This window comes from Streptomyces sp. NPDC001351 (assembly GCF_042896045.1).
GTDB lineage: Bacteria > Actinomycetota > Actinomycetes > Streptomycetales > Streptomycetaceae > Streptomyces.
Window position 1 is genome coordinate 115989 of the sequence record NZ_JBIAWS010000014.1, and the last position, 15914, is coordinate 131902.

Here is a 15914-nt window from a genome sequence, read left to right on the forward strand (position 1 = left end):
CATGGGACCTTGCCGCCGCCCGGGCGGACGCGGCAGGAACGACCGGTGGTGCCGGCATGCCCACCGCCCAACTGCCGTTTCCTCACAGGGATTCAGGCTAGCGACGGCAATTTGTTACCGAGGCGTAGCGGATGTCCATCCCGTACCTCTAGGCTCCGCCCGTCCCCCGAGCACCACGAAAGGGCCTGGCATGCTCATGATTCGCCGAAGATTCCGCGCCGCGCTCCTGACGGCCGTGACTCTGCTGCTGGGTGCCGTGGCGTCACCCACCGCGCACGGTGCCGACCTGGGCGGGCAGACGCTGGCCGGTGTGTCCGGGACCGGCATCCACAACACGTACGACGACAAGTCCACGTACACCTACCTGGCGAACGCGCTGGACACCGGCACCTCGCTGGTCGAACTCGACACCTGGCACAACGTGTTCACCGGCAAATGGAACGTCAGCCACAGCAACCCGCTGGGCAGCAACAACAACTGCGTCCAGGCGTCCACGGCCGCCGACCTCTACACCGGCGACCGCAACCAGAACCTCGACAGCTGCCTCGACGACATCCGGATCTGGCTGCAGGCCCACCCCACGAGCCACCCGCTCATGGTCAAGATCGAGATGAAGAACGGGTTCTACGACACCCTCGGCATGAACCCGACCGAGTTCGACGGCTACGTCAAGGCGCACCTCGGCAGCGTGCTCTACACCCCCGCCGACCTGCTCGCCAAGAGCGACGGCACGAAGTACGCGGACCTCGACACCGCCGCCCGCGCCGACAACTGGGCCACCTACGGCTCACTCGCGGGCCGCGCGATCGTGGAGATCATCCCCGGCACCTTCGAGCAGGCCGTCAGCCCCGCCTCCTCGTGGTCGGACGCGGTCTACGCCCGGCACCTCAAGGACCTCGCCGCCGCGGGGAACATCAGCCAGGCCGCGGTCTTCCCGAGCGTCCTCGGCGCCCAGGCCGTCGACCCGCGCACCCGCTACAGCGACACCACGCTGCGCCCCTGGTTCGTGGTGTTCGACGCGGACGCCGCCGCCTGGGTCGGCGACGGCAACACCGAGTGGTACAACACCAACCACTACCTGACGGTCGTCACCGACGCCTACGACGTCTCGCCCGCCCTCAGTTCCTCCGATCCGTCGCTGGCCGACGCCCAGGCCCGGGTCGCCGAACTCGCCGCCGACGGGGCCTCGTACATCTCCACCGACTGGATCACCGCCCCGGCCGACGGCGTCCTCGGCGACGTGCTGGCCCGTGGCTGAGGCCCGGCGCCCCCGCACGCTCCTGCGGACCCTGACCACGGGCGCCGCGGCCCTCGCCCTCGCCGTGTCCGGCCAACTGGCCGGCGCGGCAGGGGCGGTGGCAGCCACGGCCGACCCCGCGTCGCTCGTCAACCCGTACATCGGCACCGGCGGCAACGGCGACTTCAGCGCCGGCAACACCTTCCCCGGCGCCGATGTGCCGCACGGCATGCTCCAGTGGTCCCCCGACACGACGTCACGCCCCAAGGGCGGCGGCTACGACTACGCCGACTCGGCGGTCTCCGGCTTCAGCCTCACCCATGTCTCCGGCGTCGGCTGCGACGCGGCCGGGGACCTGCCGATCCTGCCCGTGGTCGGCTCGATCGGCTCGGACCCCGCCTCCACGACGGAGTCCTTCTCACACTCCGACGAGCGGGTCTCGCCGGGCAGTTACGCCGTCGGCCTGGGCAACGGCACGAGCGCGGCGCTGACGACCACCACGCACGCCGGGATCGGCCAGTTCACCTTCCCGTCCTCCAGCCAGGCGAACCTGCTCCTCAAGGTGCAGGACACACAGACGCCGTACGCCTCCTCGACGCTCGCCCTGAGTGGCGGTGACACGGTCACCGGGTCGATCACCAGCACCGGCTTCTGCGAGGACAACACCCCGATCACCCTCTACTACGCGATCACCTTCGACCACCCCTTCACCGCCACCGGCACCTTCAGCGGCGGCGAGTACCTGACCTTCGACACCACGAACAGCAGGACGGTCGAGGCCCGCGTCGGCATCTCGTACACCTCGGTCACCGAGGCCGCGGCCAACCGGGACGCCGAGGTGAGCGGGAAGACCTTCGCGGCCGTCAAGTCCGCCGCGTCGTCCGCGTGGAGCACCGAGCTGTCGAGGATCGCCGTCACCGGCGGCACCCCGGACCAGCAGCACGACTTCTACACCGCGCTCTACCACGCCTCGCTGTTCCCGTCCGTCATCAGTGACGCCGACGGCTCCTACCGGGGCTTCGACAACGCCGTGCACACGGTCGGAAGCGGTCACTCGGCGAAGTACGCCGACTTCTCCACCTGGGACACCTACCGCTCCCAGGCCCAGCTCACCGCGCTGCTCGACCCGTCGGCCGCCTCCGACATGGCGCAGTCCGTCATCGACGACTACCAGCAGGGCGGCACCCTCACCAAGTGGGGCATGGCCACGGCCGAGACGCACATCATGGTCGGCGACTCCGCCGTACCGCTGCTCGCCGCCTACTACGCCTTCGGCGCCCGGAACTTCGACACGGCGACCGCCCTGTCCGCGATGGTCAAGGAACAGACCACGAACACCGACGTCACCCCCGGTGTGACGTACCTCGACTCCTTCGGCTACCTGCCCACCAACTCGCCCTACGGCTGCTGCCACGAATACGCCACCACCTCCACCCAACTGGAGTACGACACCGACGACTTCGCACTGTCGGCGTTCGCGGGTGCGCTCGGCGACAGCGCCACGCAGAAGAGGTTCCAGGACCGGGCGCAGGACTGGGAGAACATCTACAACTCGTCCTCCGGCTACCTCCAGCCCCGGCACTCCAACGGCCGCTGGATGGACGGCTTCAACGCCAAGCTGATCACCGGCACCTCCTCGAACGACTTCGCCGAGGGCGACGCCTTCACCTACACCCCGATGATCCCCTTCAACCTCGCCAAGCTGACCTCCCTCGAGGGCGGGAACGCGTCCATGGCCTCGTATCTCGACAGCGTGCTCGGCGGGTTCCAGGGCCTGGGCAGTGTCATCGGCACCCAGTCCAACATGGGCAACGAACCGAGTATCGGCCTGCCCTGGGAGTACGACTGGGTGGGGAAGCCGTACAAGACGCAGTCCACCGTGCGCGCGGTCCAGGACCAACTGTGGACCAACACCGCCGGCGGGCTGCCCGGCAACGACGACCTCGGCGAGATGAGCGCCTGGTACGTGTGGTCCGCCCTCGGCCTCTACCCGGAGATCCCGGGCACCGCCGACCTGGCCATCGGCAGCCCGATGTTCACCTCGGCCATCGTCACCGCGGGCGGCGGACACACGCTCACCGTCAACGCCCCCGCGGCGGCGGACGGTTCACCCTACGTCCAGTCACTCACCCTCAACGGCGGCTCCTGGAACAAGGCGTACGTCCCGGCGACGTACCTCACGGCCTCCACGGAACTGGACTTCGCCCTCTCCTCCTCCGCGAACACCTCCTGGGCCGCGAGCAACCCGCCTCCGTCCTACGACGGCACGCCGGGCACCGGGGCCGCCCAGCCCAGCGGCCCGATCACCGAGACCGCCACCGGCAAGTGCGTGGACGACGCCGGCGCGGGCACCTCGAACGGCACCGCCGTCCAGATCTACACCTGCAACGGCACCGACGCACAGACCTGGAAGGTCGTCCCCGACGGCACCCTCCAGGTGCTGAACGACTGCATGGACGTGACGAACGGCGCGACCACCTCCGGCACGAAGGTCCAGCTGCACACCTGCAACGGCACCCAGGCCGAGCAGTGGCAGAAGGACGCCTCGGGCGAGATCGTCAACCCGGCCTCCGGCCTCTGCCTCACCGATTCCAGTAACGGCGCCACCAACAGGACACAGTTGACGATCGCGACCTGCGCGGGCAGCGCCGGCCAACGATGGACGGTTCCGTCGGCCGCGTGACCCTGCCCCTCCGGGCCGGCAGGTCCCTCATCGCCTCCGCCCAGCCCGTTCCGACGAGCGTCACGCGTCGGAACGGGCACCCGCCGGGGCCGACCGGGACCCATGAGGGACCGGGTCGGGCCTGTCATCCGCTCATCTTCTTCCGCCACTGGGGGCCGACACGCTCCCACTCGGCCTCCCAGGCGCGTATCCGCCACCGGTCCAGCCTGAGCCGTGTCACCCGGCCGCAGCCCAGGGCCAAGCCGCCGGCACCCATCGCGACCAGCAGACCCGTCAGCGCCGACTGCACACGTGCCTCCCCCTCGGTGGGAGGCCGGCCGGCCAATTCGCCCCGGCTGTCGATCCACACGGTGACCGAAGTTCCCGCGGTGCTGCTCGGGGCGACCCGGGTCAGGCCCGTGTGGGTGGATCCGTCGGCGGTCGTCCAGCGCACCTTGCCCCACACCGTGTCCCCGCCGCCACCGTCCGTCGACACGGTCTCGGTCCTGTCCGCGTTCTCGGTGAGCTCGGCCGGTACGGAGTGCACGGTAGCGCGTCGTGCGGCAAAGCTGTCCTGCATGGCGCCATCCGCCGCCTGGCCCGCGAACAGGCCGCCCACCAGAGCGACGATCCAGGTGGCAAGGACGATCCAGGCCTCCACGGAGTCGCTGTGCCGATGCAGTGGATTGTGCCTCCACCGCCAGAACCGCACCTTCTTCACCCGCGTAGGACGCGTCCGTGCCATGGCTGGACACCCCTTTGTCTGCCGATGCGAAGATCTCGCGTGCGGTGGAGCATCTGCAGGGGCCGCGCGGGTGTGACTACGGGCCGAACGGCCGCCCGGCAGGCCCGCTCGGCCCCCGCCGCGTCATCCCCGGGCTCCGCTGCCGTAGGGCGCGTACAGGTCGAGCAGCCGGGTGCGCGCCGCGTTCAGCCTGCGGACCACGGTTTCGCCGACCCACAGCGCGATCGACCGCCCCATCTCGGGATCGGTCTCGCACATGCTCCGCACGGCGTCCGCGTCGAACTCGTAGGCGCGCATCGAGCCCACCGTCCGGGCGCCGAACCGCCACATGTGGGGTTCGTACAGCCAGGACCAGCCGAGGAGTTCCCCCGCCCCCAGGGTCTCGATCACAGCCGCACGGCGTCCGGGCACCCGCATGTCGAGGGCGACGGTGCCCGACGCGATGATCCAGAAGTGGTCGGCCCGTCCGCCCTCGTTGAACAGCCGAGTGCCCGACGGGTAGCGCACGTCGTGCGCCATGCTCATGAGTCTGCCCCGGTATTCCACGGGGAGCTTCCTGGTCGAGCGGGGGGTGGTCACGGTGGTCATGGCTGCGCCTCCTCGTACGCCGGGCCGACGCGGCGGACGTCACGAAGGGCGTCGCCTGCCTTCAGGCTCGGTCATGGAAGCCGCGCACGCATGGGCCGATCGGTCCCTGTCAGGGAGCCCACCCGGCACGTCCGACGGGCCGGCGTTCACCTCGTGCCCTCGGTCGCGGTCCCGGGCCACCACGGCCCCGCCACAGCACCGAGCACGCGGTCGCCCCATCGTCCGGCACTGCTCAGCCGCTCCAGGTCCAGCCCGCGACCTCCGGCAGGTCGGTGCCGTGGATGCGGATCCAGTCGTGGTGGCGCAGACGAGCGTCCTCCATGCGCTGGCGTACGGCCGCGGCGCGCACCGCCAGCCCGGGGACACGGTCGATGACGTCCATGACCAGCCGGTAGCGGTCCAGGTCGTTGCGGACGACCATGTCGAACGGTGTGGTCGTGGTGCCGGACTCCTTGTAGCCGCGCACGTGCAGGTTCTTGTGGCCGGTGCGCCGGTAGGCGAGCCGGTGGATCAGCCACGGATAGCCGTGGTAGGCGAAGATCACCGGCTTGTCCTGCGTGAACAGGCCGTCGTACTCGAAGTCGCTCAGGCCGTGCGGGTGCTCCTCGCGAGGCATCAGACGGGCCATGTCGACGACGTTGACCACGCGGACCGCGAGATCGGGCAGGTGCCGGCGCAGCAGCTGAGCGGCGGCGAGCACCTCCTGGGTGGGGACGTCCCCCGCGCAGGCGAGGACGACGTCCGGCTCGCCTCCGTTCTCGGTGCCCGCCCACTCCCAGATGCCGGCTCCGCGGGCGCAGTGGGCCCGGGCCTGGTCCATGGACAGCCAGTCGAAGCAGGGCTGCTTGCCGGCCACGATGACATTGACGTAGTCGCGGCTGTGCAGTGCGTGGTCGGCGACGGACAGCAGCGTGTTGGCGTCCGGCGGCAGGTACACGCGTACGACCTCGGGGCTCTTGTTGAGGACGTGGTCCACGAAGCCGGGATCCTGGTGGGAGAAGCCGTTGTGGTCCTGGCGCCACACGTGCGAGGTCAGCAGGTAGTTGAGGGAGGCGATCGGTGCGCGCCACGGCAGCTGCCTGGAGGTCTTCAGCCACTTGATGTGCTGGTTGACCATCGAGTCGACGATGTGCACGAAGGCCTCGTAGCAGGAGAACAGACCGTGCCTGCCGGTGAGCAGATAGCCCTCCAGCCAGCCCTGGCAGGTGTGCTCGGAGAGGATCTCCATCACGCGGCCGTGCCGGTCGAGGTGTTCGTCGACCGGGAGCTGCTGGGCCTGCCAGGCCTTTCCGCTGGCGTCGAAGACGGCCTGGAGCCGGTTGGAGGCGGTCTCGTCGGGACCCACGATCCGGAAGTCGCGGCGGGCCGAGGTGCCCTCCATGACCTTTTCCAGGAGGTCGCCGAGGACGCGGGTGGGCTCGTGGAGGGTCGTGCCCGGCTTGTCGACGGGCACCGCGAACCGGTCGAGGGACGGGACGGGCAGGTCGCGCAGGAGCAGGCCGCCGTTGGCATACGGGGTGGCGCCCAGACGCCCGGCGCCCTCGGGGACGCAGGCGAGGGCGTCGGCGACCGGCCGGCCGTCGGCGTCGAACAGCTCCTCCGGGCGGTACGAGCGCAGCCACGCCTCCAGCTGCCGCAGGTGCTCCGGGTTCTCGCGCACGCCGGCCAGCGGGACCTGGTGGGCACGCCAGGTGCCCTCGACCGGCACTCCGTCGACCTCGGCGGGGCCGGTCCAGCCCTTGGGGGTACGCAGCACGATGACCGGCCAGTGCGAGCGCTCCGCCACGCCGTTCTCGCGGGCCGACTGCTGCAGCGCCGCGATGCGGTCCAGCGCGTCGTCCATCGCCTGCGCCATCGCGCGGTGCACGGTGGCCGGGTCGTCCCCACTGACGTGGATCGGCGCATGGCCGTAGCCGCGCAGCAGCTCGTCGAGCTCGTGCTCGGGCAGCCGGGACAGCACCGTCGGGTTGGCGATCTTGTAGCCGTTGAGGTGGAGGATCGGCAGCACGGCCCCGTCGTGGACCGGGTCGAGGAACTTGTTGGAGTGCCAGGAGGCGGCCAGCGGCCCGGTCTCCGCCTCGCCGTCGCCGATCACACAGGCGACCAGCAGGTCCGGGTTGTCCAGGGCCGCGCCGTAGGCGTGCGAGAGCGAGTAGCCCAGTTCACCGCCCTCGTGGATCGAGCCGGGGGTCTCCGGCGCCACATGGCTCGGCACGCCGCCGGGGAAGGAGAACTGGCGGAACAGACGCTCCATGCCGGCCCCGTCCCTGCCGACGTCCGGATACGTCTCGCTGTAGCTGCCCTCCAGCCAGGAGTTGGCCAGCACGGAGGGTCCGCCGTGGCCCGGGCCCCAGATGCACAGGGCGTCGATGCCGCGGGCCTTGATGACACGGTTGAGGTGGGTGTAGACGAGATTCAGACCGGGCGAGGTGCCCCAGTGGCCGAGTAGCCGCGGCTTGATGTGCTCCGGCAGCAGCGGTTCACGCAGCAGCGGGTTGGCCATGAGGTAGATCTGTCCGGCGGACAGATAGTTGGCGGCACGCCAGTGCGCGTCCAGGGTGCGCAGTTCGTCGTCGGTCAGTACGGTGCTGCTGTTCTGGTGTTCGACCTTGGTCATCGGGCACTCCGGAAGTCATCGACGTGGTCAGCGGGACGGTGGAGGCGGCATGGCCGGCAAGAAGGCGGCGAAGGTGCCGCGCAAGACGTACGAGAAGGAACTGCTGCGCCTGCAGACGGAGTTGGCGAAGCTGCAGGAGTGGGTACGTGCGGAGGGCGCCCGCCTCGTCATCGTCTTCGAGGGACGGGACGCGGCCGGCAAGGGCGGCACCATCAAGCGGGTCACCGAGCACCTCAACCCCCGTTTCGCCCGGATCGCGGCCCTCCCGAAGCCGACGGAGCGCGAACGCACCCAGTGGTACTTCCAGCGGTACGTCGAGCATCTGCCGGCCGCCGGGGAGATCGTGCTGTTCGACCGGTCCTGGTACAACCGGGCCGGGGTCGAGCATGTGATGGGCTTCTGCAGCAAGGAGGAGTACCAGCTCTTCCTGCGGCAATGCCCGATCTTCGAGCGGATGCTGGTGGAGGCCGGGGTCGTGCTGCGCAAGTACTGGTTCTCGGTGAGCGACACCGAGCAGCAGGCGCGCTTCCGCAGCCGTATGGAGGACCCGCTGCGGCGCTGGAAGCTTTCGCCGATGGACCTGGAGTCGATCACCCGCTGGGAGGCGTACTCCCGGGCCAAGGACGAGATGATGGTGCACACCGACATCACCGAGGCACCGTGGTTCGTCGTGGAGAGCGACGACAAGCGCCGGGCACGGCTGAACATGATCGCCCATCTGCTGGATTCCCTGCCGTATCACGACGTGCTGCCGCCGGTGCTGGAGCTGCCGGACCGGCCGGAGCCGACCGGCTACCAGCGTTCGCCGCGTGACCTGCAGACGTACGTCCCCGATCACGCGGCGAACCTGTAAACCGGACACGGCGCTCACCCGCGCTGCGGTACGACGGCGACCGGGCAGGCGGAATGGTGCAGTACCGCGTGGGCGACGCGGCCGAGCTGGAGCCCGAAGCGTCCCTCGCGTCGCTTGGCACCCACGACCAGCAGGTCGGCGTCGCGCGAGAGGTCCGCCAGGACCCGGCGGGCATGGCCCTCGACGGTGCGGCGGTGCACGTCGGCGTCCGCCGGCACGTCCCGCAGTGCCCCTTCCAGCGCCGCCACGGCCCGCTCCTCGTGCAGCCGGGCGGGTTCCCCGGCCATGAGCGGGTGGTCGGTGCTCTCGTGCGCGGGGCACCGCCAGGCTCGTACGGCCTCCAGACGCGCCCCGCGACGGCGCGCCTCGTCGATCGCGAAGCGCACGGCCGACGACTCGGCGCCGTCCTCGCCGACGCCCAGGACGACACGTCCGTGAGCGCCCGGCACCGCCTGCTTGTCGTGGTTCCCGCGCAGCACGATCACCGGGCAGTCGGCGTGCGCGGCCACGGACAGACTGACCGAACCGAGCAGGAACTCCGCGATGCCACTGCGGCCACGGCTGCCCACCGCCAGCGCGGAGGCCTGACGCCCCTCGTGCACCAGGGCGTACTCGGGTTCCTCGGCCAGCGCCACCGGCGTCACCTTCAGGTCCGGATGGCGCTCGTGCGCCCGCCGGGCCGCGAGGTCGACCACGTCCTGGGCGAGCACCGCCTCGGAGGGCTTGCCGAGGTCCGTGGCGAGGGAGGTGCCCTCGTAGCGCTCCCACAGGGAGGCGTACACGACCCGCAGCTCCACCCCGCGCAGCACAGCCTCGTCGGCGGCCCAGTCGACGGCACGCAGGCTCGGCTCGGAGCCGTCCACGCCCACGACCAGAGGGAGTTCCATCGTTTTCACCTTTCCGTGCCGAGGTCGAACACGATGCGGGCCTTGACCTGGCCGCGCAGCACCTCGTCGATGGCTTCGTTGACCGCGGCGAGCGGTCGGGTCTCGTGGATGACCCTGGTGCGGCCCGCCGCATGCAGCCGGAAGACCTCGGCGAGGTCCTGACGGGTGCCCACGATCGAGCCGATCACCGAGGTGCCGTTCAGGACGGTGTCGAAAATCGGGACCTGGATGGTGCCGTGCGCCGGCAGTGCCACCATCACCAGCTTCCCGCCGCGCCGCAACCCGGAGTTCACGGCGGTGAACGCGGCCTCGTTCACGGCCAGGGCGATCGCCGCGTGGGCGCCGCCGTGCTGCCTCAGCACCTCGCCGACGTCCTGCTCGCGGGCGTCGATGACGAGGTCGGCGCCGAGTTCCGCGGCCAGTTCGAGCTTCTCGTCGGTGACGTCCACGGCCGCGACGGTGGCTCCGGCGATCTTCGCGTACTGGACGGCGAGGTGGCCGAGGCCACCGATGCCGGAGATCGCGACGAGCTGGGCCGGCTGAACGCCTGCGACCTTGAGCGCCTTGTACGTGGTGACGCCGGCGCAGGTCAGCGGGGCGGCCTCGAAGGCGCTGACGCCCTCCGTCACCGGCTGCGCGAAGTCGGCCCAGGCCAGCATCTTCTCGGCGTGTCCGCCGTCGCAGCCGTACCCGGTGTTGATCTGCTGCTCGCACAGCGTCTCCCAGCCGGACAGGCAGTGCTCGCACCGTCCGCAGGCCTTGCCGAGCCACGGCACGGCGACCCGCTCCCCCACCCTCAGATGGGTGACGCCGTCGCCGAGCTTCTCGACGAGGCCGACGCCTTCGTGGCCGGGCACGAACGGCGGTTCGGGCCTCACGGGCCAGTCGCCGTGAGCGGCGTGGATGTCGGTGTGGCACAGCCCGGAGGCCTCGACGCGGACGCGGACCTGGCCGGGGCCCGGCTCGGGATCGGGCCGGTCCTCGATGACCAGAGGGGCGCCGAGGGCTTGTACGACGGCTGCCTTCATGGTTGTTGAGCTCCTGTCGGAGGGGGTGCGTCAGTCGTGGGCCACGACGACCACGGGGGCGGTGGCGTGATGCAGGACCGCGTGCGTGACGGGGCCGATGTGGGGACGCAGGGGGCCGTGCCGGTGGCGCCGGCCGACGACGACCAGGGAGGCACTGCCGGAGGCGTCGACCAGGAAGCTCGCGGGGCTGCCGTAGCGGGACTCCTCGGTGATGGAGAGGTCCGGGAACTTCTGCCGCCAGGGGCGCATGACGTCCGTCAGGGCGTCGGCGTGCTGCCGGGCCAGCGACCGGTGGAGTTCGTAGTCCGCGGGGACGCCGTAGGAGATGTACGGGGACGGGTTCCAGCCGTGGACGACCCGCAGGGAGGTGGACCTGCGGACGGCCTCGTCGACAGCGAACCCGATCAGTGCCTCGTCGGCGGAATCGGCGTCCAGGCCGAGCAGCACGGGCAGATAGGGGCCCGCGGCGGACGGGACGCCCACCGGGTCCGGCTCGTGCTCGTCCGCGGCCTGCTCTCCCGCACGGACCAGGACAACCGGGCGGTCGGCGTGCGCGACGACCTCGTAGCCGACCGAACCGACCAGGAAGCCGCCGATCCCGCTCAGGCCCCGGGAACCCATGACGAGCAGTTCGGCCTCCTTCGCCTGGGCGGCCAGGACCTCGGCGGGCCGTCCGGTGAAGTGCTCGGTGATCACCTCGACGCCGGGGTGACGCAGCCGCAGCCCTTCGGCGGCCTCACGAGGAACGCGCTCGGTCCAGTGCTGGAGCGTCTCGGCTCCGAGCAGCGGTGCCTGCGCGAGCGGGTCGGGTGCGGCCTCCCAGACGTGCACCAGCTTCAGTGGCAGGCCGCGCAGATCCGCCTCGCGGGCGGCCCATTCGGCGGCGGCGTGACTCTCGGGTGACCCGTCCAGGCCCACGGTGACGGTACGGGGCATCATGATCTCCACCTCCCGGTTTCATCCGCTCCCAGCGTCGGCTCCGGCAGGGGGCCCGGTGCAGGGGCCGCTGGTCCTGAGCAGGGGCCGACCGGCCCCATCGCGGGGAGGGAGCTGCGGCGGGCGCGCGGCCGTTGGATGCTGAGGCCGGACGGCGAAAGGCGGGCCATGGTGCGAAGATCCGCAGGGCGGCGGGCGGTGCCTGTCGTCGGGACCCTCGTCGATCGTCGAGGGGCCTGGCGAACAGTGCTGCCGGGGCTCGCCATGCTCCTCGGTTACCGGCGAAGGTGGCTGCGCGGCGACCTGCTGGCCGGGGTGACGGTGGCCGCCTATCTCGTGCCGCAGGTGATGGCGTACGCGAGCGTGGCCGGACTGCCGCCGGTCACGGGACTGTGGGCGATCCTGCCCTCGCTCGCGCTCTACGCCCTGCTGGGCACCTCGCGGCTGCTGTCGGTGGGCCCCGAGACGACGGCCGCGCTGATGACGGCCACCGTGGTGGCTCCCCTGGCCGGTGCCGACCCGGGCCGCTACGCCACGCTGGCCGTCGCGCTGGCGGCCACGGTCGGTCTGCTGTGCCTGGCCGCGCGGGTGCTGCGCCTGGGCTTCGTCGCGGACCTGCTCTCCCGCCCGGTCCTGATCGGCTATCTGGCGGGCGTGGCCCTGATCATGGTCGTGGACCAGCTGACCAGGCTGACCAAGGTGCCGACGACGGGTTCGAGGTTCTTCCCGCAGCTGTGGTCCTTCATCCGGCACCTCGGCCAAGCCCACCCGGCCACGGTGTTGTTCTCCACCGTCACGATCGTGCTCCTGTTCGCGGTCCGGCGATGGCTCCCCCTGGCGCCCGGACCGCTGCTGGTCCTGGTGCTGGGCACCACGTCCGTGGCCGTCTTCGACCTGGACGGCCGGCACGGCATCAAGGTGATCGGCGCGGTCCCGGCGGGCCTGCCCGACTTCGCCCTTCCGGACCTGACGGAAGTTCCACACCTGGTGCTGCCCGCCCTCGGCGTCCTCCTGGTCGCCTACACCGACTTCATTCTCACCGCCCGCGGCTTCACCATCGCCGACGACGACGGCTCGGAGCTGGATGCCAACCAGGAGTTCCTCGCCCTCGGCGCGGCCAACCTCGGGGCCGCCTGTCTGCACGGCTTTCCGGTGAGCAGCAGCGCCAGCCGCACCGCGCTAGCCTCCTCGACGGGGGCACGGAGCCAGGCGTACTCGCTGGTGGCCGGTCTGGTGGTGATCGCCGTGCTGCTGTTCCTCAGCCCGCTGCTGACCCACACGCCCTCGGCCGTGCTGGGCGCGATCGTGGTGTACGCCGCCGTCCGCATGATCGACGTCACCGGCTTTCGCCGACTGGCCTCCTTCCGGCGGCGCGAACTGCTGCTGGCGCTCGGCTGCCTGGCCGGGGTGCTGACTCTGGACATCCTCTACGGCGTGATCGTCGCCGTCGGGCTGTCCGTGGCGGAGCTGCTGAGCCGGGTGGCGCGCCCGCACGACGCCGTCGAGGGGCTGGTGCCGGGCGTGGCCGGCATGCACGACGTGGACGACTACCCGCAGGCCCGCACCATCCCGGGCCTGCTCGTCTACCGCTACGACTCCCCGCTCTTCTTCGCGAACGCGCAGGACTTCCGCCGCCGGGCACTGGCCTCGGTGGACGAACAGACCACCGCGGTCCGCTGGTTCGTCCTCAACACCGAGGCGAACGTGGAGGTGGACATCACCGCCCTGGACGCGGTCGACGAGGTGCGCCGCGAACTCACCCGTCGCGGCATCGTGTTCGCACTCGCCCGGGTCAAGCAGGACCTCCTCGACGACCTGGAGGCGTACGGGCTTGCCGAAACAGTGGGCAGGGACCTGATCTTTCCCACCCTGCCGACCGCCGTGGCGGCGTACCGGACGTGGTGCCGCGAGGCTTAGACCGGTCAGTTCTTCACTGGCGTGCGCACGACGGGCCGGCGCGTCGTCGTCCCGGTCGTCCGGGTTGTTGCGGACGTCCCTGGGTCCGACGGCCGCCGTGCGGCACGGCGCTGCTGCGCCCGCAGGACCAGCGCGTCGAGTGCCGTGCTGAGCACGAAGGTGACTGCCATGGCGATCACCAGGAGAACGGCGAACTGCCGCCAGAATTCCGGAGTCAGGCTCGTACCCATGGTGTTCCCCCTTTCCGCTCCGTCGTTCCGCAATTTGGTTCTCTCACCACCATCGAACTGCGGCCGGACAGGCGGCACAGCGTGCCACAGGGGTGGGGCGCACCGCCGGTCGGCCCGATCGTGGGGCCGGGTGGCCCCTGGTCCGGTCCGGGCCCCGCGCCCACGCTGGGAGTGGTAGTCCGTACGCCTGAGTGGAGGCACGCCATGAACGCTCCCGCAACCACGAGCATGCCGCGGGCGCTGCCTGCCGAGCACCGGCAGCGGCTGATGCGGATCGCCCGGGAGGTGTCGTTCCCCGAGGGCACCCGGCTCTTCGAGGAAGGCGGTCGCGCCGACCGGTTCTGGATCATCCGCACCGGCACGGTCGATCTCGACATGCGTGTGCCCGGCCGGCGGTCGGCCGTCATCGAGTCCGTGGGGCACAACGAACTGCTCGGCTGGTCCTGGCTGTTCGCCCCCTACACCTGGCACCTCGGAGCCGAGGCCGCTTCACCGCTGCGGGTGTACGAGTTCGACGCCACGACCGTGCGGACGATCTGCCAGGAGGATCCCGCGTTCGGACGGAGCATCGCCCGCTGGGTGGGTGAGGTCGTGGCCCACCGGCTGCAGGCGGCCCGGGTGCGGCTGCTGGACCTCTATGCCCCGTACGGCAGCGGGACGCTGCGCTGAACCCGAGCGATCAAGGAGGCGTCGTGCACGCATTCCCGCACATCGTGAGTGACGTGATGACCCGTACCGTCGCCGCAGTCGGCCGCGAGGCCGCCTTCAAGGACATCGTGCGGGCCATGCAGGACCGGAAGGTCAGTGCGGTACCCGTGGTGGACGGCGGAAACCGGGTCGTGGGGGTCGTCTCCGAGGCCGATCTGCTGCCCAAGGAGGAGTTCCGCGACAGCGATCCCGACCGGTACACGCAGCTGCGACGGCTGTCGGACCTCGCGAAGGCGGGCTCGGTCACCGCCGGCGAGCTGATGACCTCACCCGCCCTCACCATCCGGGCGGACGCCACGCTCGCGCAGGCCGCGCGGGAGATGGCCCCGGCCCGGGTCAAGCGTCTGCCGGTGGTCGACGACGGCGGGCGCCTCGAGGGCATCGTCAGCCGGGCGGACCTGCTCAAGGTGTTCCTGCGGGACGACGAGGAGATCGCCGAGGAGGTGCGGCGGGAGATCGTCTCGTATCTGTTCACCACACCGCTCTCGGAGGTACGGGTCGAGGTCCGCGACGGGGTCGTGACGCTCGGCGGCCGGGTGCGCGACACGTCCCTGGTGCCGGTGGCCGCGCGCCTGGTCCGGGCGGTCGAGGGGGTCGTGGACGTGGAGTTCGCGCTCGACGGACAGGACCTGCCGGCCATCTGATCGACGCCACCGTCCCGGTGTCCCGGTGGTCGGCCGGTCGTCTCGGTCTCAGCCCGTCCTGTGCCCCCACTCCCGTCCGACCCGCTCCCATTCGGCTCCCCACCGCTCGGTGGCCCGCCGCTGCACGCGCAGCCGCACCAGCCGGCCGCCGCCGAGAACCGTCAGCCCCGTCGCCAGCCCGACTCCGGTGCCGGCCAGCACGACACGTGTCGCCGCCTCCTCGGCACTCACGGGTGCCGACACCAGGTGGCCGCGCCCGTCCGTCCAGGCCTGGACCCCGCTGCCCGCCTTCGCCCCGGACTTCACGTCCACCATGCCCGTACGGACCGTTCCCTTCCCGTCGCTCCAGCGCACCGTCGCCAGCACCCGGTCGTACCGCACACCGGTGACGACGTCCCGCCCGCTTCCGGCCACGGTCTTCAGGACCACCGCCGACACCGGCCGACGGCCCGCCCGGTCCTCGTTCACCACACGCTGCGCGGCCTGCGCCCCGACCGTCCCTGCGGCCACCGCTCCGGCCGTAGCGGCCGTCCAGGCGGCCAGCACGATCCACGCCTCCACCACATCGCTGCGCCTGCGCAGCGGGTTGCTCCGCCAGCGCCACCCCAGGACCTTCGCGCGTCTGACCTTTCGCATCGGTCACACCCCCTTACGGGTGCAATGAGGACGCACACACCTAAAAGGTCTCACCAGATCGCCTTCCATGGGAGAGGCAGCCGCTTCTCGTCGGGCAGCGGGGCCGGTCGGCGTACGGTGGCGGCGAGTGGGGCCGGTCGGCCCTAGTGCGTCCGGTCCCCACGCGTGATGATCGTCGTGCCGTGCGGCCTGCCGCCCGCACGGCATACATCCGGGGAACGAGGGG

14 protein-coding genes are annotated in these 15914 nt (G+C 71.0%); 6 read left to right on the forward strand and 8 right to left on the reverse strand.

Annotation, left to right across the window (positions count from 1 at the left end):
- Positions 1-196: 196 nt before the first annotated feature.
- Both ACFY1U_RS39155 and ACFY1U_RS39160 read left to right on the forward strand, forming a co-directional pair.
- The gene (locus tag ACFY1U_RS39155) at positions 197-1258 is read left to right on the forward strand and encodes a hypothetical protein (protein ID WP_390698798.1); all 1062 of its coding nucleotides are present in this window, start codon (positions 197-199) and stop codon (positions 1256-1258) included.
- Entirely contained in the window at positions 1251-3920 is a 2670-nt protein-coding gene (locus ACFY1U_RS39160; RefSeq protein WP_390698799.1) for a lectin, read from the forward strand. Before ACFY1U_RS39155 ends, ACFY1U_RS39160 begins: the two co-directional genes overlap by 8 nt.
- A gap of 124 nt (positions 3921-4044) precedes the next feature.
- Here the strand turns inward: ACFY1U_RS39160 and ACFY1U_RS39165 are convergent, their stop codons facing one another.
- From ACFY1U_RS39165 to ACFY1U_RS39175, 3 genes are all read right to left on the reverse strand, one after another.
- The gene (locus tag ACFY1U_RS39165; protein WP_390698800.1) at positions 4045-4644 is read right to left on the reverse strand and encodes a hypothetical protein; all 600 of its coding nucleotides are present in this window, start codon (positions 4642-4644) and stop codon (positions 4045-4047) included.
- A 123-nt stretch (positions 4645-4767) separates the two neighbouring features.
- Positions 4768-5232 carry a cyclic nucleotide-binding domain-containing protein gene (locus ACFY1U_RS39170; RefSeq protein ID WP_390698801.1) on the reverse strand — a complete coding sequence of 155 codons (465 nt, stop codon included), beginning with the start codon at positions 5230-5232 and terminating at the stop codon, positions 4768-4770.
- 232 nt (positions 5233-5464) lie between these two features.
- On the reverse strand, positions 5465-7849 hold the full coding sequence (locus tag ACFY1U_RS39175) for a phosphoketolase (protein WP_390698802.1): 2385 nt from the start codon (positions 7847-7849) through the stop codon (positions 5465-5467).
- A gap of 49 nt (positions 7850-7898) precedes the next feature.
- Here ACFY1U_RS39175 and ppk2 point away from each other — a divergent pair, with 49 nt between their 5' ends.
- Positions 7899-8702 (forward strand): polyphosphate kinase 2, encoded by an 804-nt coding sequence (ppk2, locus tag ACFY1U_RS39180; RefSeq protein WP_390698803.1) that lies wholly within the window; start codon positions 7899-7901, stop codon positions 8700-8702.
- 14 nt (positions 8703-8716) lie between these two features.
- On the opposite strand, the gene ACFY1U_RS39185 is transcribed toward ppk2, so the two are convergent.
- The 3 genes from ACFY1U_RS39185 to ACFY1U_RS39195 are packed head-to-tail and all read right to left on the reverse strand — an operon-like array spanning position 8717 to position 11553.
- Positions 8717-9589 (reverse strand): universal stress protein, encoded by an 873-nt coding sequence (locus ACFY1U_RS39185; protein ID WP_390698804.1) that lies wholly within the window; start codon positions 9587-9589, stop codon positions 8717-8719.
- A 5-nt stretch (positions 9590-9594) separates the two neighbouring features.
- Positions 9595-10617 carry a zinc-dependent alcohol dehydrogenase gene (locus tag ACFY1U_RS39190; protein WP_390698805.1) on the reverse strand — a complete coding sequence of 341 codons (1023 nt, stop codon included), beginning with the start codon at positions 10615-10617 and terminating at the stop codon, positions 9595-9597.
- 30 nt (positions 10618-10647) lie between these two features.
- Complete coding sequence (locus tag ACFY1U_RS39195) at positions 10648-11553, reverse strand: universal stress protein (RefSeq protein ID WP_390698928.1); 906 nt, start codon at positions 11551-11553, stop codon at positions 10648-10650.
- A 264-nt stretch (positions 11554-11817) separates the two neighbouring features.
- On the opposite strand from ACFY1U_RS39195, the gene ACFY1U_RS39200 reads away from it, so the two are divergent.
- Complete coding sequence (locus ACFY1U_RS39200) at positions 11818-13470, forward strand: SulP family inorganic anion transporter (protein ID WP_390698929.1); 1653 nt, start codon at positions 11818-11820, stop codon at positions 13468-13470.
- A 5-nt stretch (positions 13471-13475) separates the two neighbouring features.
- Here the strand turns inward: ACFY1U_RS39200 and ACFY1U_RS39205 are convergent, their stop codons facing one another.
- Positions 13476-13700 carry a hypothetical protein gene (locus tag ACFY1U_RS39205; protein ID WP_390698806.1) on the reverse strand — a complete coding sequence of 75 codons (225 nt, stop codon included), beginning with the start codon at positions 13698-13700 and terminating at the stop codon, positions 13476-13478.
- 204 nt (positions 13701-13904) lie between these two features.
- On the opposite strand from ACFY1U_RS39205, the gene ACFY1U_RS39210 reads away from it, so the two are divergent.
- Positions 13905-14369, forward strand: a complete 465-nt coding sequence (locus ACFY1U_RS39210) for a cyclic nucleotide-binding domain-containing protein (protein ID WP_390698807.1) — start codon at positions 13905-13907, stop codon at positions 14367-14369.
- Between the two features lie 23 nt (positions 14370-14392).
- A complete protein-coding gene (locus ACFY1U_RS39215; protein ID WP_390698808.1) occupies positions 14393-15052 on the forward strand; it encodes a CBS domain-containing protein in 660 nt (219 codons plus the stop codon).
- Positions 15053-15100: 48 nt separating this feature from the next.
- Here ACFY1U_RS39215 and ACFY1U_RS39220 read toward each other — a convergent pair whose 3' ends face one another.
- Positions 15101-15688, reverse strand: coding sequence for a hypothetical protein (locus ACFY1U_RS39220; RefSeq protein WP_390698809.1), 588 nt, complete (start codon positions 15686-15688; stop codon positions 15101-15103).
- Positions 15689-15914: the final 226 nt, after the last annotated feature.